The 18,404-nt window shown below is 44.4% G+C and carries 17 protein-coding genes; 9 read left to right on the top strand and 8 right to left on the bottom strand.

The genetic code is table 11. The features are described 5' to 3' along the window. Positions 1 to 471 precede the first annotated feature (471 nt). The 3 genes from FTV25_RS00335 to FTV25_RS00325 all read left to right on the top strand — a co-directional run bounded on the left by FTV25_RS00335 (position 472) and on the right by FTV25_RS00325 (position 2,660). Positions 472 to 1,212 carry an outer membrane protein OmpK gene (locus FTV25_RS00335; protein ID WP_180002582.1) on the top strand — a complete coding sequence of 247 codons (741 nt, stop codon included), beginning with the start codon at positions 472 to 474 and terminating at the stop codon, positions 1,210 to 1,212. A 96-nt stretch (positions 1,213 to 1,308) separates the two neighbouring features. Continuing rightward, a complete protein-coding gene (locus FTV25_RS00330; RefSeq protein WP_180002581.1) occupies positions 1,309 to 1,812 on the top strand; it encodes a GNAT family N-acetyltransferase in 504 nt (167 codons plus the stop codon). A gap of 119 nt (positions 1,813 to 1,931) precedes the next feature. After that, on the top strand, positions 1,932 to 2,660 hold the full coding sequence (locus FTV25_RS00325) for a hypothetical protein (RefSeq protein WP_180002580.1): 729 nt from the start codon (positions 1,932 to 1,934) through the stop codon (positions 2,658 to 2,660). 59 nt (positions 2,661 to 2,719) lie between these two features. On the opposite strand, the gene parE is transcribed toward FTV25_RS00325, so the two are convergent. Together parE and FTV25_RS00315 are read right to left on the bottom strand one after the other, a co-directional pair. Beyond that, a complete protein-coding gene (gene parE, locus FTV25_RS00320; protein WP_180002579.1) occupies positions 2,720 to 4,600 on the bottom strand; it encodes a DNA topoisomerase IV subunit B in 1,881 nt (626 codons plus the stop codon). Between the two features lies 1 nt (position 4,601). After that, positions 4,602 to 5,195, bottom strand: coding sequence for a YqiA/YcfP family alpha/beta fold hydrolase (locus FTV25_RS00315; RefSeq protein ID WP_180002578.1), 594 nt, complete (start codon positions 5,193 to 5,195; stop codon positions 4,602 to 4,604). A gap of 242 nt (positions 5,196 to 5,437) precedes the next feature. On the opposite strand from FTV25_RS00315, the gene FTV25_RS00310 reads away from it, so the two are divergent. Further along, entirely contained in the window at positions 5,438 to 6,769 is a 1,332-nt protein-coding gene (locus FTV25_RS00310) for an alpha/beta hydrolase (RefSeq protein ID WP_166137513.1), read from the top strand. Between the two features lie 88 nt (positions 6,770 to 6,857). Here FTV25_RS00310 and FTV25_RS00305 read toward each other — a convergent pair whose 3' ends face one another. After that, positions 6,858 to 7,385, bottom strand: coding sequence for a disulfide bond formation protein B (locus FTV25_RS00305; RefSeq protein WP_180002577.1), 528 nt, complete (start codon positions 7,383 to 7,385; stop codon positions 6,858 to 6,860). Positions 7,386 to 7,403: 18 nt separating this feature from the next. Continuing rightward, positions 7,404 to 8,981 carry a glutamate--cysteine ligase gene (gshA, locus tag FTV25_RS00300; protein WP_159124207.1) on the bottom strand — a complete coding sequence of 526 codons (1,578 nt, stop codon included), beginning with the start codon at positions 8,979 to 8,981 and terminating at the stop codon, positions 7,404 to 7,406. A gap of 211 nt (positions 8,982 to 9,192) precedes the next feature. Between gshA and FTV25_RS00295 the strand changes: the two genes are divergently transcribed. Genes FTV25_RS00295 through FTV25_RS00285 form a run of 3 tightly spaced genes read left to right on the top strand, consistent with a single transcriptional unit; the run spans position 9,193 to position 11,656 of the window. Next, positions 9,193 to 9,732, top strand: coding sequence for a DUF924 family protein (locus tag FTV25_RS00295; protein WP_179991905.1), 540 nt, complete (start codon positions 9,193 to 9,195; stop codon positions 9,730 to 9,732). 41 nt (positions 9,733 to 9,773) lie between these two features. Next, a complete protein-coding gene (locus FTV25_RS00290) occupies positions 9,774 to 10,343 on the top strand; it encodes a hypothetical protein (protein WP_180002576.1) in 570 nt (189 codons plus the stop codon). Between the two features lie 11 nt (positions 10,344 to 10,354). Next, a complete protein-coding gene (locus FTV25_RS00285) occupies positions 10,355 to 11,656 on the top strand; it encodes a DUF445 domain-containing protein (protein WP_180002575.1) in 1,302 nt (433 codons plus the stop codon). Positions 11,657 to 11,743: 87 nt separating this feature from the next. Here the strand turns inward: FTV25_RS00285 and FTV25_RS00280 are convergent, their stop codons facing one another. Further along, on the bottom strand, positions 11,744 to 12,031 hold the full coding sequence (locus FTV25_RS00280) for a DUF2798 domain-containing protein (RefSeq protein ID WP_125278848.1): 288 nt from the start codon (positions 12,029 to 12,031) through the stop codon (positions 11,744 to 11,746). Positions 12,032 to 12,284: 253 nt separating this feature from the next. Here FTV25_RS00280 and argS point away from each other — a divergent pair, with 253 nt between their 5' ends. Further along, positions 12,285 to 14,075, top strand: coding sequence for an arginine--tRNA ligase (gene argS, locus FTV25_RS00275; protein WP_180002574.1), 1,791 nt, complete (start codon positions 12,285 to 12,287; stop codon positions 14,073 to 14,075). Between the two features lie 309 nt (positions 14,076 to 14,384). Next, positions 14,385 to 14,999: an SPOR domain-containing protein gene (locus tag FTV25_RS00270; RefSeq protein WP_180002573.1), complete on the top strand. Its 615-nt coding sequence runs from the start codon at positions 14,385 to 14,387 to the stop codon at positions 14,997 to 14,999. A gap of 299 nt (positions 15,000 to 15,298) precedes the next feature. On the opposite strand, the gene asd is transcribed toward FTV25_RS00270, so the two are convergent. The 3 genes from asd to pncB form a co-directional block, all read right to left on the bottom strand. Next, on the bottom strand, positions 15,299 to 16,150 hold the full coding sequence (gene asd, locus FTV25_RS00265) for an archaetidylserine decarboxylase (protein ID WP_180002572.1): 852 nt from the start codon (positions 16,148 to 16,150) through the stop codon (positions 15,299 to 15,301). Continuing rightward, positions 16,147 to 16,995 carry a sulfurtransferase gene (locus FTV25_RS00260; RefSeq protein ID WP_180002607.1) on the bottom strand — a complete coding sequence of 283 codons (849 nt, stop codon included), beginning with the start codon at positions 16,993 to 16,995 and terminating at the stop codon, positions 16,147 to 16,149. The genes asd and FTV25_RS00260 overlap by 4 nt, the downstream gene beginning before the upstream one ends. A 178-nt stretch (positions 16,996 to 17,173) precedes the next feature. Next, positions 17,174 to 18,379, bottom strand: coding sequence for a nicotinate phosphoribosyltransferase (gene pncB, locus FTV25_RS00255; RefSeq protein WP_180002571.1), 1,206 nt, complete (start codon positions 18,377 to 18,379; stop codon positions 17,174 to 17,176). Positions 18,380 to 18,404: the final 25 nt, after the last annotated feature.

Raw genomic sequence — 18,404 nt, 5'->3', positions numbered from 1 at the left:
GGATAAAACCCTCCAGATTGAATGATGAACACATTTTTGAGTCTGCAGAACCGTGTTCCTATACTTCGAATATCGGTCCTCTGTTGAAAATATGCAAGTGATATTTTGATTTTTTTAGCAAAAGAACAACCGATCGTGACAACTGCTTACCGGATCGTGATTGACCTTCCAGATTTGGAACGATCGAAATACTATTCACATGACCTTTCCAAAATTAAATCAGTCTTTGCCCTGTTCATAGAAGATCTATGTCTTTACTTGACTCAGCTTCAAAATTGATTCTCTATTCTTAAAATTAATTTAAATATAAAAACTTAACTCGCTTCAATTATCCTATAAACCTTCTTCTCCCAATATCTCAAATTATCATCAGCTCAAGACGATGAAATATTTCCGTCAGCGATCAATTTTGACTTTATTTTTACTTATTAATCTGTATCCTTAAGCTGCTTTCTCGGGGGAGATATTTAAATGAAATTTACACAAATCGCGGCACTTTGTGCATTGGCTTCAACAGCAGCTTTCACTCAGGCAGCAGTTTGGCAGGATTTTAGTTTGACAGGCCTATATGGCGAAAATTATGCACATCCTGTAGGTATGGTTGATGATTTAGAACAATCCACTATTACAGCTGAATATGCAGCTGGTTTAAAATATGGTGATTTCTTCGCCTTTGCTGACCGTACTAATAATGATATTAGTGGTAATGAAACTTACTTTGAAGTTTCACCACGTTTAAGTTTAGGTGCTGTCACTGGTCAAAAGCTTGAGCTTGGTCCAATTAAAGACGTACTTATTGCGACTACTTGGGAAGGAAATAGCGGCAGTCTTGACTTCAATAATTACCTATATGGTATTGGATTTGCTCTAGATGTTCCTTATACCAGCTATACAAATATCAACTTCTATAAAGCTGATAATGATAAAGGGTCAGAAGATGACTATCAGATGACCATTACTTATGCCGTTCCATTTAAAATTGGTGGTGAAGAGTTCCTGGCAGATGCTTTCCTGGATTGGTCAACAGCTGAGAAAAATGGTCATGCAAGTGAATTAAACTGGACTTCTCAATACAAATGGAATGCAGGTAAACATATTTCACCTGAAACCAAATTATACTTCGGTATTGAGCATTCAGTTTGGAACAATAAATATGCAATCAAAGGTTTAGACGAACATAATGTCAGCGCATTGGTGAAATACCACTTCTAAGTTTTTAGAATGAATAAAGCAGAACCTTGGTTCTGCTTTTTTATTGCCTAAATTCAGGTTATGGTTAGATATTCTCTTTCTTTTTGGCATCTGCTTATGAGCTTTGTTATTCGTCCTGCTCAAATTCAAGATCTGGAACATCTACTCCCGATCTACAATGCTGAAATCTTATACGGAACCTCAACCTGGAATAGCACGCCAAAGACAATTCAGGATTTTCAGAACATGCTGAATGAATTAAATGCTCAGCAATTTCCTTTATTGGTGGCTGAGCATTCAGCGTCCAAGCAAATTGCAGGTTATGCGGATTATTCTACTTTTCGACCCATTCAGGGCTTTAAACACACTGTTGAACATTCTGTCTTTCTTCATGCAGACTTTATTGGGCAAGGTCTGGGCAAAGCCTTGATGCTCAAGCTGATTGAACATGCGCGGCAAAATGCTATCCATGTTATGGTTGGTGCCATTGACCATGAAAATCAGGCATCAATTGCCTTACATGAGAAATTAGGCTTTAAACAAACCGGTTATATGCCGGAAGTTGGACAGAAATTTGGACAATGGCGTGATCTGGTATTGATGCAACTCAACCTGAATTAAACCAAAATATTTTATTTTTTATGTAAAACTTAATCTAATTAGATCAATAATCTGTTAGAAAAATTGCGTAGAGATAAAATTTTCTATTAAAACCAGAATAATGTCAGTTGAGTAAAATTATGAATAAATGGTTTATCTTTATCAGTATTCTCCCCCTGAGTAGTTTCAGTTTCGCCAATTCAGACTTTGAAGCTGAACTCCGATCCGAATGTGCCAAGGTGAAAAGCTATGCCAACTCGGGAAGAAAATTTTATGATCAGAAACAGTATCAAAATGCGCTAGGACAATTTCAACAGCAAGCTTCCTGGTCTGCTTTTTGTGAGATGCATAGTGAAAACAGTGGTGTATCTTTTTCCGAAAATGCCATTGCCACTGCTTTTAATAATATTGGCTTAAGCTATTTTAAATCAGGAAAGCCACAATGGGCACGGGCCTGGTTCTCAGTCTTTCCTCAAGCCAAAAGCAGTCAATTTAATTTAAAACAGCTTCCTTCCCCGCAAAAAACTCAAAACTTGGCTGGCATCTATATACAGCATGCTGGCTTCGGTCACTGGAATACCATTCAAGTCAAACGGATTAAAAATTCTTATCAGATTCATTTTAATGGCCTCTATATGGGACTAAATAGCATGATTTATGGTCCAAATATAGGTGAATTTGAAACCACAATGCCTGTTAATAAAACCCAAACGACCTATCGATCAGATGACTGCAAAATTAATCTCAATTTTGCTTTTGATCCTAAACAGGGGCAGCAGGTAATTTTAAAACAGGACAGTGGCAGTTCAGGTTGTGGCTTTGGACATAATGTCTATGCAGATGGACACTATTTAAAAGTTGAGTCCTAAATTGAGTTGTTAAAAAAGCCCGCGATTACGGACTTTTTAAATGCATATTAGAAATATACTTAAACAACGATATCCGCCAGGTTACCTTTCTGTTCCAGCCAGTCTTTACGGTCACTGGCCCGTTTTTTGGCCAACAGTTTATCCAGTAAGCCTGAAGTCAGGTGTACATCATCCAGATCCAGTTGCACCAGACGGCGAGTATTTGGATCCAAAGTGGTCTCACGGAGCTGGCTGGCATTCATCTCACCCAAACCTTTGAATCGGGTGATTTGCGGGTTCTTGGTTTTGCATTTTTTCAGGATGCTTTCCAGTTCATCCTCATCCAGCGCATAGTGCACATCTTTAGCATCATCGATACGGAATAAGGGTGGCATTGCCACAAACAGATGCCCTTCTTCGACCAGAATCGGAAAGTGTTTTACGAACAGCGCACATAACAAAGTCGCGATATGCAAGCCATCCGAGTCGGCATCGGCAAGAATACAGATCTTGCCATAACGCAGTTCAGACAGGTCATCTGAACCTGGATCGACCCCAATCGCGATTGCAATGTTATGCACTTCCTGAGAGGCCAGCACTTCATCCGAAGAGACTTCCCAGGTATTTAAAATTTTCCCGCGAATCGGCATGATCGCCTGGAAATTCTTGTCACGTGCCTGCTTGGCCGAGCCGCCCGCAGAGTCCCCTTCCACAATAAACAGTTCAGACTGATCCAGATCATGTCCCACACAATCTGACAGTTTCCCAGGTAAAGTCGGACCAGCGACAATTTTCTTACGTTCAACTTTCTTGGCCGCTTTTAGACGGCGACCCGCTTTGGAAATGGCCATTTCCGCCAGTTGCATAGCGATGTCTGAATTCTGGTTTAACCATAGCGCAAACGCATCTTTGGCAATATTCTGCACAATGCCGGAGGCTTCACGGCTAGATAAACGTTCCTTGGTCTGACCAGAGAATTGTGGCTCCTGGAATTTCAGTGACAGGATATAGTTCACCCCATCCCAGACATCTTCTGCAGACAGTTTCATATTCCGTGGCAACAGGTTACGCAGCTCACAGAACTCACGCATGGCATCGGTCACACCTGAACGTAAGCCATTCACGTGAGTACCGCCTTGTGCGGTTGGAATCAGGTTGACGTAGGATTCCTGAATACTTTCTCCACCTTCCACGTTCCAGCAGATGGCAAATTCTGCACTGGCACGCTCAGCATCACCTGTCGCCACAAAAGCAGGAGCCGGAATGATTTCACGGTCTTCCAGCTCGTCCATCAAATAGTCGACCAGACCATTTTCAAACTGCCAGGTGATCTTTTCATCATTGATCTGGTCGATATAGTTAATTTGCAGACCAGCAGCCAATACCGCTTTGGCTTTTAAGTTATGTTTTAAGGCTTTAAGCGCGAATTTTGGAGAATCGAAATATTTGGTTTCCGGCCAGAAATGAACAGTTGTCCCTGTGGCACGTTTCGGTGCCTTACCTTCTAGCACTTCTAGTGGTGCAGTCGGTTCGCCATTTTCAAAGGCCATTTTATACAGGTTACCGTGACGCTGAACTTCAACTTCTACGCGGCTAGAAAGCGCGTTGACGACCGAGATCCCCACCCCGTGCAGACCGCCAGAAAATTGATAGTTATCAGTACTGAACTTACCACCGGCATGCAATTTGGTCAGGATAATTTCAATCCCGCTCTGACCATATTCCGGATGAATATCGACGGGCATACCACGGCCATTATCTTCAACCGATAATGAACCATCCTTATACACCGTGACCGTGACTTTATTGGCATGTCCCGCCAGTGCCTCATCGACCGCATTATCAATCACTTCCTGCGCCAAGTGGTTTGGACGAGAGGTATCGGTATACATGCCCGGACGACGACGGACCGGATCTAGACCAGATAAAACTTCAAGAGATTGAGCCGTATATTGAGACACGTTATTCGGTTTCCTTTTTTATGCAGTCGGATAAAAACTGTAAGAGCAGCGGAATTTTCTCCGCAAAATCATCCATGCCATGGCTGCCATTGGCCTCGGTCATCAGCAGTGCAGGTGGACGAGCTGAACTATAATAGCGATGTGCTTCACGATAATCCAAAACTTCATCGCCTTGTTGTAACAGCACTAACATTTTGTCTGCATCTTGTGCAGTTGGTAGCGCCATGGCTTCGAGCTGGCCAAGATCTGCGTCATTCAGGCACCAGTTCGGATGAACCTGCAGGGGCAATTCATCATCAAACAGTTCACGAAACAGCTGCCATGGTCGCATTGCCGGATTGATCAGTACAGCCGGCACATGCGCTTGAGCGACCAGATATGTCGCATAAAATCCCCCGAGACTACTGCCGACCAATGCCACCTGATCCATCGACTGGATCAATTTAGCAATCTTCTGAATTGCAGCCATCGGCGGCATGTTTAAATCCGGTAAATGCACCTGAATATCCGGGTACTTGGCACAGTATTGTTCCAATAACTGGCCTTTAATTGAGCTGCTACTACTCTTGAACCCATGCAGGTAAATGATATTCATCGGCAATCAATAAAAACAAACAAAATGTCAAAATTTAATTTAAAAGTGTGAAATACACTTCATTTTATAACCACTTAATTGCTTAAATTGTCTGACAAAAAAGCCTTTAATGTTATGCAATTCTCGCTATTTTAAGAGTATTCCGAATAAATTGAGAATCAAGAATACTGAAAAAAAGAATTTATACCGCGAAGTGCTCAAAAAAGAAAGATGTCTACGGCTCATATAAAGGATAGGATCAAATGCCAAGTTTAACGCCATTGCATGAAACCTATTGTCGATGGGATCGAACTCCGCTTAGCCAGGCAGATGTCCTGGAAGGCCTGGCACAATTGGTCACCATGCGCTTTAGTGATGTAGTACAGGAGCTGATTAAATCGATTCAGCGTGAAATTTTAATGAGCGTATTCGGGCTGAGTGAAAAAAATTCCAAAACTTTCCAGAATATTCCTTATATCGTACGTCTGTATCAAATGTCTTATGACATGATCTTTCATTATGGCAATACCCTGATTGCGCCTGGACTGCGCCGTATTATTGAAAGATTTCCAAAATTACATAATAAACCTCTGACCCCGACCATGCATTTTATGGTCAGTGCCCTGAACGGGATTATTGGCGATTATCTGCTGAAATATCAGAATCCTCTCGCCCTGCCGATGCTCATTTACGATCATTATGGTTCTCTGCAACAAGGTGAGCTAACCGGACGCATTACCCTATTTGTGCATGGTCTGTGCATGAACCATCTGGACTGGTCAACCCGCAAATATCCGGGCATTGGAGAAAAATTACTGGCACAGCGTGACCATAACACCATGCTGTACCTGAACTACAATACCGGACGCCGCATTTCAGCCAATGGCCGCAGTCTGGCCAATGCCTTGCAGGATCTGGTCAAACGTAATCCAGGAATTACCAGTATTGATCTGATCGGACACAGTATGGGCGGTCTGGTGTCACGCAGCGCCTTGTTCTATGGCAAACAAAATGTCTATGACTGGATTCCGATGGTAGAAAATCTGGTCTGTCTGGGCTCACCGCATCATGGTGCGGTACTGGAACGTTTTGGTTTTAGTTTGCAGGAAAAGCTCGGACATTTTCCTTTAGTGAAAATTGTGGGACATGTGGTGAATATTCGCAGTAACGGAATTCTAGACTTACGTCATGGCAGCGTCCGGGATGATGACTGGGAACATAATCCGGTACGGATTGGCTTTATGGACGACAACCGTAAACCAGCCCCGATTCCTGCGCATATTGATGCCTATCTGGTGGCAGGTACGATCGAGTTTGAACACCATACCAACAAAACGCTTAATGTGATCGGTGATTATCTGGTCAGTGTCAAAAGTGCCTTGGGCGAACATCCCCATCCGCGTTTTGATCTGAAAGTACCCGACGCACATAAGGCGATTTTCTATGGACTGAATCATTTTGAAATTCAGTATCATCCACTGGTGGCCGAACAGATTGTGCGCTGGTTCTATCCAAGTGTGGAAGATGAAACCTATACGCAAATTCATGAATACGTGACCGATCTGGACAGTATTGAAGGCATTGCCCTAACCTGATTGAAGGTGAAAAATTTGGTTCGCCTCTAAGAGAGTGATAAAAAAAAGCCAGTCTGTAGACTGGCTTTTTTGATTCCAATTTTGAAAATCAGTATTTATCTCTTAGGCGTTTGACGGGCGCAGTCTGATATTTGCGGAATAACTGCCACAGGCTAATCAGCAATAAGATACTGAAGAACACCAATGACCAGACTGGTAAAGATTGCCCCAAGAAAGTCCAGTCAATAGCGGCACATTCACCTGAACCATTGAGCACCTGCTGTAATACCGATTTCATCGGCAAAGTTTCCAGCCAGTAATCCAGACCTGGGCCACAGCTCGGCACTTGATCTGGGGGCAGGTTCTGTAGCCAGACATGCCGTGCAGCGACACCGACTGACCATAAGATACTCAGCGAGCCTAAGAAAGCATATACGCGCTTCATGGCATTGGATTTCGGATTATGCAGCAACGCAATCAGGGAAATAATCCCTAGTCCGATCAATCCGATTCGTTGAAACACACACAATGGGCAAGGGTTCAGGCCCTGTCCATGCTCAAGATATAAAGCAAATGCCATCCCGGCAATAGATGCCAAAAACAACACACCACTCACGAAGCGATAACCCCATTGCATGGTTAATCCTCTTATTTATTATCGATATTGGGCTAAATATTCAGTAAAACTGATCGTGTTATCTTGCTCGAGCTGCTGTTGTTGCTGCAATGACTTTTGTGACAATTCATTGAAATATTTAAGTGTTTCTTTGCTTAATCGATGTGATTCATAGAGATTGCTATGCTGATGGGCCAAATGCTGACCAAACTGCCACATGCTGCTGTGGCTACGAATATCTCCGACAATCAGGGCTGACAAGGTCGCATCAACTTCATCGACACGGATCTGCATGGCTTGCATAGCATTGCTATATAGATCAGTTTCATAAGCCTGATCGAGCAATTGAGCCAGTGGCTGCATACGTTGCAAATGTAAATTACACCAGTCTTCAATCATATAGCGCTGGCCATTTTCCATAATCGCAGCGTTATAGGCGCGGCCACGATTGACCACTTCAGCCTGATTCTGGTCAATGATTTCCTGTTCGGCATCCAGCAATGCCGGGCTGTCTTGCAATAAGCAGTACAGTGCCACTACTTCCAGGAAGCCGGCAGTATCTTCATTGATCCCGATCGCGCTATACGGATTGACATCTACAGCACGCAGCTCAACATAGCCGATCCCGCGATTTTGCAAGGCTTGCGATGGAGTTTCACCTTCTTTAGGTACCTGCTTTGGACGCACCAGACTGTAGTATTCATTTTCAATCTGTAGCACATGGTCATTGATCTGAATTGGCTGACCATTGGCATCATCCAGACCCAGACGGGTAAACTGTTTGTACGGTGTTCTGACCGCTTTTTGCAGACCTTCCAGATAATCCTGCAGATTATTGTAGTGAATACCCAGCTGTTTCTGCGCTGAATTCTGGTAGCCAAAGCGTCCCATTCGTAATGCAGTCGAATAAGGCGTATATAAAGTACCGCGTACCAGCGGGAATAAGTGGTGATCACGTCCAGTCATAAAACACTGGCAAACGGCTGGACTGGCACCAACCAGGAAAATCACCAATGGGGTTAAACGAATAAAGTTACGGATCAGCCCCATATAACGATGGCTGCGATAATCCTGCAGACTTAAAGCGCGCAGCTCCTCATCAGTTTCCTGTTCTTGTAGCGCTATAAAGAAATGATCCGGGAAAGACAGATTATAGTGAACCCCGGAAATGGTCTGCATACGGCGACCATAACGCACGCCTAAACCATGACGATACAGGGTTTTAAATAAGCCAATATTGGAGCTGCCATATTGCGCCAGCGGGATATTTTCATCCTTGCTGTCGAGCATGCAAGGCATCGACATCGGCCAGAGTTTTTCATCATTTTTCAGATGACGGTGTACAAAGGCATGAATGTCAGTCAGGTAGTTTAATGCCTCAGTAATACTCTCTTTCGGTGGAGTAATAAACTCCATCAAGGCTTCAGAATAATCGGTCGTAATATGCGGATGTGTCAGAGCTGAACCTAAGGCATGAGGATGCGGTTCCTGTGACAGGAAACCATTGCTTTGCATACGCAAGCTCTCACGCTCGATACCGCGCAGCATTCCTTTGATGAGCGACGAATCTACCCATTCCGGTAATACATCATGGGCAGTCGATTCAGGTTGACTCATTACAATCTCGCTTAATGGGGGTAACTATTAAAATAGAATCATCGGTTTAGCTTAGTATACCGCGATTTCCAGACAGCACATGCTGCCCTGCCTAGTTTTCAAGCAAACCATTGATTTTTAGTTGGGCAAATTTTTAACACAAAGTTTCTCTATAAGACATGTGAAATTTGTGATTTTATTGACAAATAAATGCTAATAAATTGTAAACATTATGAATTATCAAGATATTTTAGACTTCTGGTTTAGTCCTGAGACTCAACCCAACTGGTTTGCCAAAAGTGACCAGTTCGACCAAAGTTTGAAGGAAAAATTTGGCGATATTCTGGAACAGGCCAGTAGAGCTGAACTATGGTCATGGCGTAAGAATGCTGACGGCCGTCTGGCAGAAATCCTTGTTCTGGACCAGTTTTCACGGAATATTTTTCGGGATACGCCGCGTGCTTTTGCTCAGGACAGTCTGGCTTTGGCACTGGCTCAGGAAGCCATCAGTCAGGATCTGGACAAGCAGCTGAGCCCGGAGCAACGTTCCTTTCTTTATATGCCTTTCATGCATAGCGAATCCAAATTAATCCATGAATTTGCGCTAAAATTATTTCAGCGCCTCGGCAATCCAGAAAACCTCGAATATGAAATCAAGCATAAAATCATTATTGATCGTTTCGGACGCTACCCACATCGCAACCAGATTCTGGGCCGTGAATCCACCGAGGAAGAATTGAGTTTCCTGACCCAGCCAGATAGCAGCTTCTAGAGGTCTGTAACTCGCTGGATCATCCTATCAGGAGAACGAAGATGAAAAAAACCGTCATTGCCCTGACCCTTGCGACGACCGCCCTGCTTTCCGGCTGTGCAACGGCACCGTCCAAGCCACTGACCTTTGACCAGCTCGGCCAGTACAGCACCACTCCACTGAATGCCAATACCTACCGCATCAGTTTTCAGGCGCGACCTAATATGAGTTTCGGTACAGCCGAAGAAATCACCCTGCTTAAAGCCGCTCAAACTACGGTACAAAATGGCTTCCAGTTTTTCCGGGTACTGAACGATCCTAGTAACCGTACCCAGCAACCACCGCGTCAGGCAATTGTCTATCCGGCGCCTAGTGTCTATCCATACGGTTATTATCGTCCTTATGGTTATTACCGCCGTTATCCGGGATTCTGGCCTGATCCATTCTATGATCAGCCCTATACTGTCACTTTAGATCCTGCCCAGGTGGCTTATACCATTGAGTGCTTTAAAGCCGGTCAGGAACCGAAAGATGCCTTTGATGCCCGCTTGATTTTACAATCACTTGGCGCTAAATATGGAGTAAGTCCATCCGGCCAAGTACTCCAACCGCAACCGGCCACGCCTCAATAACAGGATGATTTATGCAGAAAGAGCAGCCGTCACCCAGCTTACAACGCAGTAAACGTTTTGCGACCATTGCACTGGTCGTCGCAGTACTGGCTTGGCTGGCGCTGATGATTACTGCCAAACTGCTGCCTGAATATATCTGGCTGATTCATATTCTGATGCTCTCTGCCGAAGCAGGTGTAGTCGGTGGTCTGGCGGACTGGTATGCAATTACCGTGCTGTTCCGCAATCCTTTTGGCCGGCTGCCGATTCCGAAATTTTTACGTGACCATACTGAAATTATTCCACGCAATAAGGCCCGGATTGCCGAATCTATGGGGCGCTTTGTGCAGGAAAATTTCCTTTCCCCGCAAATTGTGCAGCGCAGTCTGGCCAGTACCGATTTAAGTCTGGCTGCTGGCCGCTGGCTGGCCAATCCGCAGAATAATGCTCAAGTCACACAAGTGATTCAGCAGACCGTACCCAAAGTATTTGAATTTGTCGGGCAGGAACAGATCGCCGGATTTATTCAGAGCAACAGTGTGCAATGGGTCAAAAACACCCAGATCAATACCCTGGCCAGCGAAATGCTGCGCGCTGTTTTGGAAAATGATTTCCACCAGGATGTGCTGCAACGTGGCCTGGATGTGGTACATGCCTGGATGACTTCACATCCCGAACAGACTCGTGAGCTGACCCGCACTTTATTCAAGGAAATGGGCGTCTGGCGTCTGGCCAAAGGCGCCAGCTGGATCGGTATTGATGTGCAGCAACGCAGTATCGATTCGGTGATTCAGCGGGTGGAAGCCATGCTGGCAGATCCCGACCATCCGTGGCGGCTTAAAATTGAAGAAACAGCTCAAGAATTGATGCAGCAATTGGCAGATTCTGAAAGTATGGCCAGCCAGCGACTGAATGAAACTAAAGATGCCCTGCTTGACAGTCCGCAAGTGCTAAATTTTATCAGTGGTGCAGTGGTCATTTTATGCGATGCCATCAAAGCAGATTTGCAAAAGTCGGATTCGGGGATTGCGGAGAATCTGCGAGTCGCCATTCAGCAAGTCGGTGAAAATATTATTTCAAATACTTCAGTGCGTGAGTTGCTGAATAACCGTCTCAGTGGTATCGCTGTCGATTTGAGTGACCAGTACAGTGAGAAAGTGATCCGTTTTATCAGTGAACGTATTCATGAATGGGATTCGACTGAGATGATCGACAAGATTGAAAACGAAGTCGGTGGTGACCTGCATATGATCCGGGTCAATGGTGTCGTGGTCGGGGCCTGTATTGGTCTGATCCTTGGGATCATCCGCGCTGCAGTCGAGCATCTGATTTAGTTGGTTTTTCAGCTATAGAACTCATCTGTTAGCGAATGCTTTTTACCTTCTAAAACTTCTTTCTTAATTCTCATTGATAGAAAACAATTATTTGGGTGGCTGATTTCCTGACATATCGACCAGCAAGCCGGCAAATTTGCGTACAAAAGGCAAAAGCGTTACCACAATTGGAAAAGCAATTGCCCAGGAAATCATCCAGTTATGAAACCAGAGTGCCATAAAGCCCTCAATCCAGCCCAGATTACGCAGCATGTTAATCATGGAAATAATTCCACTCATCAGGCAGGACAGGATAAAAGGCACAATGACCAAGGCCCATTTGGCTGGAAGTTTGGGAATATTGCCGATGATGGTCGGACGCTGTTTTGAATCCATGCTGACTCTTTTTATAGTTTCAATCAGGCTAATATAGGCCATTTTGATTGCTGGATGATTCATTTTTTATAGCAAAATTTTCAACTCATTTATTCCCCTCTTTCTCATGTGATCCTTCATTGATGACCGACCGATGGATAGAAACTATAGACTACTAATCGTATATTTTTTATTCCCCATAAATGGTTTTACCTAAAGAGTCGGAAATTTGCTATATTTGCTGTTTTTCTGCGATATCTATTTTCGACTGATTATGAATACGGCAATCCAAGCAGCTCTCGATCATGCAGTGCAAACTTTACAGGCACAAAACGTACTCCCATCTGACTGGAACAATACAAGTAATTTGACGCGTACCAAAGACCGCAACCACGGTGACTTTGCATCAAATATTGCCATGATCGCGTCTAAAGCTGCGGGTATGAAACCGCGTGATTTAGCAGAAAAAATTCTTGCTGCCCTGCCTGAAGTGGCGGATATCAGCAAGGCAGAAATTGCAGGCCCAGGCTTTATTAACTTCTTTTTAAATGCAGACCAGCGTTTTGCTGTGCTGGATCAGATTCAGGCTCAACAGGCAACGTATGGTCGTACCCAGGCCAATGCGGAAAAACGCGTTCAGGTTGAATTTGTTTCTGCGAACCCGACTTCTAGCCTGCACGTAGGTCATGGTCGTGGCGCTGCTTATGGTATGACTGTTGCAAATCTGCTTGAAGCGACAGGTGCCAAAGTTGATCGCGAATATTACGTCAACGATGCTGGCCGTCAGATGGATATTCTGGCGACTTCAACTTACTTACGTTATTTAGAATTGACGGGTCAGGAACTGGTGTTCCCGAAAAATGCCTATCAAGGTGACTACGTCAAAGAAATCGCACAAAGCATTATTGATAAAGACGGCGATATCTATGTTCGCCCTGTTGCAGACGTTTATAAAGATGTCCCTGAAGATGTACAGTACGCTGCCGAACCGGATGCTGAAGGCAATAAGGTGGTGGTTTCAGGCGATAAAGAAAAGCACATTGATGGCCTGATCTTTAACTCACAAACTTTATTAAATGAAGGTTACCGCGTATTCCATCAAGCTGCGTTAAAAGCCATCCTTGATGATATTAAAGATGACCTTGGTGAATTCGGGGTGACTTTCAATCAATGGTTCAGTGAAGCGACTTTGAATGAAAAAATTGATGAAGCGCTACAAACTCTAGATCAGCGTGGCTTCCTGTATGAAAAAGATGGCAACATCTGGTTCAAGTCGACTGAATTTGGTGATGAAAAAGACCGCGTAGTGAAACGCCGTAATGGTCAAACCACTTATTTCGCGTCTGATATTGCGTATCACCTAAACAAATTACAACGTGGCTATACCGATATCATTGATATCTGGGGTTCAGACCACCACGGTTATATCGCACGTGTAAAAGCCGCGATTGATGCTCTGGGCTATGACTCGAAAAAACTGACTGTACTTCTGGTTCAGTTTGTCAGCCTGTGGCGTGGTGGCGAGATGGTACAGATGTCATCTCGTTCAGGCCAGTTCGTGACTTTGCGTGACCTGCGCAAAGAGGTCGGGAATGATGCAGCGCGTTTCTACTATGTTATGCGTAAATCTGAACAGCATATTGACTTCGACCTTGACCTTGCCGTATCTCAAAGCAAAGACAACGCCGTATATTACATCCAGTATGCGCATGCGCGGATCTGTCGTATGTTAGAAAAGGCAGCGTCTACAGGCGTGAACTTTGACGTCACCACTGCACGTGGTCTGGCAGCTAAACTTGAGCTGGAAGCGGAAACTGAAATTCTGGCAAAACTGGCGGCTTATCCAGAGATTGTCGTTCGTGCTGCAAATAGCTATGAACCACATCAGATTGGTAACTACCTAAAAGAGCTGGCTGCGCTGTTCCATGGCTGGTACAACGACAACAAGGTTCTGGGCGATGATGCAGAATTGACTCAGGCACGTTTACTGTTATCTGTAAATGTTCGCCAAGTACTGCGTAACGGTCTGGAACTGCTTGGTGTATCGGCGCCTGAGAGCATGTAAGCAAAACACTGTTTTGTATGCTCGCAAGGCGAGAGCTATGCTCGAAGCGAAAATGCAAAGCACTACTTTTACATTGACGCAAGACGGAGAGCCCTGCTCGAAGTAAGCATGCTCATACCGTTTATCTGCTGAATAAACATTTTGTAACTTTAGCTATGTGTTTGAAGATGCAGATAAATTAAAATTCTGTGTGATTTGTGATCTAGATAATGACTTTTCTATCACGATCACATAGGATGAAGTCATAGTAGGGGCATAACTGCTGTTATGCCTTTTCTATTTGCCCCGATCAATAAGAGGAAATCCCAAGTGTTTGGAAAAACGCAGCGCGGTGTATCTGAAAGACCGAATAAGCCCAAAAAGCCACTTATTCCTACCTGGCTCGGCACACTCGTGATCATTTTAATCGTGTTAAGTTTTTTAATGGCACTCATGCTGTGGAAGCCATGGGAACCTGTTAAACCTAAAAACCAGGCTACGGCTGAGCATTCTCAAGAAGAAGACACCAATAAAGACTACCGTTTTTATGATCTGTTGCCACAACAGCAAGTGACACCGATTCCTGAAGAGGCGGTTCCTGAAGCAAAAAATCAGGAAGCAGTGGTGATTGTAGAGGCACCAAGACCGGAAGTTGATGAATCAGAAATAGCAACTGAGCCAGGTCTGGATGCAACCGAAGCCCCAACCCCTGCTTCTGCAAGCTATATTCTACAAGTCCGTAGTTTTGATGACCCGGATCAGGCAGATGCCCGCCGTGCAGAAATCATTCTCAACGGTTTATCTGCAGATGTAGTCCGCAGTGTGGAAAATGGCAAGGTTTGGTATCGTGTAGTGTCTGGACCTTATGATTCAGCAGAATCTGCGATTATTGCACAGCAAACCTTACAGCACAGTGGTATCGATTCGATCGTTGTCAAACGATAAGGTTTAAATATAGAAAAGCGCCAAATGGCGCTTTTTTTTGGATCTTTTATCTCCTCCCTTTTTTAAAGGGAGGTTGGGAGGGATTTTAATTTTTTAACTCCCTCTTGCGAAGCAAGGCTTCTCACCTTTTTCAAAGGGAAAGAATCTAAGGGATATTTGTTATCATGAGATTCCCTCCTAAGCAAGCTTTGAAGCACTGCTTTGAATTGAAACGCAAGAGGAGGAAATTAGAATATTTAATCCCCCTCAATCCCCCTTTTTCAAAGGGGGAAGCAACATAACAGGAGATTAAAAGCTTTTTATAGGGTATGACCCAACGCCTCACCCATCAACACGGTTGAATTGGCTTTAAATTTCTCATCCCATTGCATCTTGTTTTCTTCAAACAGGATCACAGCAGTAGAGCCCAGGTAGAAACGGCCCAGTTCGGCACCTTTTTCTAAGAAAAGATTATGTTGATTCAGCTCGATACGACCAGAGGGTTTTACCTTGCCAGTCGCTACAGTTTCAATACCAGCCACAATCATCGCGCCAACTAGAACCACTGCCATACGACCCAGTTCAGTATCAAACAGACATACCATACGTTCATTACGGGCAAACAGGCCCGGAATATTTTCGGCCGTGGTCTGGTTGACCGAGAACAGTTCACCCGGTACATATAAGGTTTCGGTCAGAGTCCCGGCGAATGGCATGTGGACACGGTGATAATCCCGTGGTGACAGATACACGGTCGCAAACTCACCATTCTTGAATGGTTCTGCCAGTTGCGGATCAGCAATCAGGTTTTCAACAGTGAACTTCTGGCCTTTGGCCTGAAACACATCGCCATTTTCAATTTTACCCAGTTGGGAAATCGCGCCATCTGCCGGAGATATGATCGCGGTTGAATCAGCATCAACCGCACGCACCCCGGTTCTTAGTCCACGGGTAAAGAAATCATTAAATGATTTGAATTTTAAAGCATTGGTTTGCTCAGCAATCGACATATCAATCCCGTATTTGGTCTTGAACGCTGCAATCACGGCTGTTTTTACCAGCGGATTTTCGCTGGCTGCAATTTTTCCCACCACACGGGACAGGCGATGCTGTGGCACCACTTTTTGGGCCTGGATAAACAGTTGTTGTTTTAGACGCGATGTGATGCTCAAGATGGCACCTCTCCTGTAGCGATTGGACTATCGAGGCGGTTGCCCCATTCACTCCACGCACCATCATAGGCTCGAATATTCCAGCCGAATAAGCGACCCAGAATATAAGCCAGACCTGAACGGTGATGGGACTGACAATACACCACAACCGGCTGATCCAGATCAAATCCCAGTTGTTCCAGACGCTGCTGAGTACGTGGTAAAGGATGTAATTTTAAATGATTTTGCCAGTTAAGGGCAGTACTCCACTCAAAATGACGTGCGCCCGGGATGTGACCACCGCATCGCGCAGCCAGACGTAGGCCAGTATATTCATCTTCTGTACGACAATCCCATACCTGAATTTTTTCATTTTCAATGAGTTGTTTTAATTCATCATAATCAATCTGAAACTCAGCCTTTCTTTCAAGATTGACTGGAACCAGATGATCGACAGGTATAAACGTTTCCTGATCTGATGAAGTCGGTAGTCCCGCACCCAGCCAGGCATGAATGCCGCCATTGAGTAAACTGGTATTTTCAAAGCCCATGCAATGCAGGTTCCAGAGCAGACGCCCTGCCCACGCACCGCCTTCATCATCATAAGCTACGACATGATGTTCAGGAGAAATATTCAGGTAACGAATTAAAGCTTCCAGCCCTTCTGCATCCGGTAACAGGCCCATGGCTGTTTCTTCCTGACGAACCAGCAGCTTGGGTTGCAGATGTAAGGCATGTGGAATATGCAATTGTTCATAAACCGACGCCCGGCTTAAATCAACAATTCGAAGTTTTTCATTTCCCAAATGTGGAACCAAATCTTCTGCTTCAATCAGCAGACCAAAGTCAAAGGCGGAAGCTGTCATCTTAGTAGTTGTCATTGCGGTCAAATCCTTTTGATCTTAGCACAGCTCATTTTTTCAATTATGTTGTTTTTATCTAGATCCTTAGCATAATTTTAGCTAAAGCTGATTTAAGAAAGACCATCATCCAAGAAAAAACCGCCTCATGATTGAAGCGGTTTTTTGAATCAAGCAGAGATTTTTAGGCAGGTTCTGAGATATTGAACACCTGACGCAAATATGCCAGGAAAGTATCATTATCCGTCATGGTTTTTCCTGGGCTATCGGAGATTTTCGCTACCGACTGACGGTTGCATTCCACCAGTTTCAATACGATATTTAGCGGCGTCTGCCCCATGTCATTGGTCAGATTGGTGCCGATCCCGAAGCTGACCTGAAAGCGATCTTTAAAGTATTGATGCAATTTCCAGGCTTTTTCCAGATTCAGGCCATCACTAAAAGTCAGCATTTTGGTTTTGCTGTCAATTTTCAGCTTTTTATAATGCGCATAAGCTTTGTCACCCCATTCATAGGGATCACCACTGTCATGGCGCAAACCATCAAACAGTTTGGCAAAGTACAGGTCAAAGTCACGCAGGAAAGCATCCATACCGACTACATCGGTCAAGGCAATTCCAAGGTCACCACGGTATTCCTGTACCCAGGTTTCCAGGGCGGCTTTCTGGAAATTACGCAAGCGCACATCCAACGCCTGAAAGGCTTGCAGAAATTCATGCGCCATCGTCCCGATCGGGGTAATACCCAACTCTTTGGCTAAATACACATTACTGGTCCCACGGAATACGTGCGGTGCAGCTTTATTAAATTCTTCGACGACATGCTTTTGCCAGTCAAAACTATAACGACGGCGGGTACCAAAGTCCGAGACCAGGAATGGTGGATCATTCGGATCTTGTGATGCATCGTATTGTTTCAGCAATTCGATTTTGGCCTTAAGACGGCGCTCACCTTCAGCCCGCACTTCGGGTGTACGGATGCGGCTGAAATAGAGTTCATTCACAATGGCCAGTACAAAAATTTCAAACATCATTGCCTGAACCATGGGGCCTTCAATAGTAATATCCAGGCGGCCTTCATTGTCGACGGTGGCCTTAATAAAACGCCGTTTGAGCTGGAATAGTTCCAGATAATCCACAAAATCGCTTTTGATAAAACGCAGGCTGCGTAAATATTGTAATTCGTCTTCTTTAAATTTGAGCTGACACAGCAAATCCAGTTGGTGATTCAAATCATCCAGAATATCCGTCAGCGGATATTCTGTATCTTCCAGGTTGCGACAACGGAAATGATAGATACTATGCGTTTGCGGAAACTTATGTAATACCACTTGTAGCATGGTGAATTTATACAAGTCAGTATCTAACAAAGAGTGGATAATTGGAGCCATAACTAAGGGAAATATCGCTGTGCTT

The organism is Acinetobacter sp. YH12249, assembly GCF_013417475.1.
Lineage (GTDB): Bacteria > Pseudomonadota > Gammaproteobacteria > Pseudomonadales > Moraxellaceae > Acinetobacter.
This window is presented reverse-complemented; position numbering and strand designations above follow the sequence as displayed.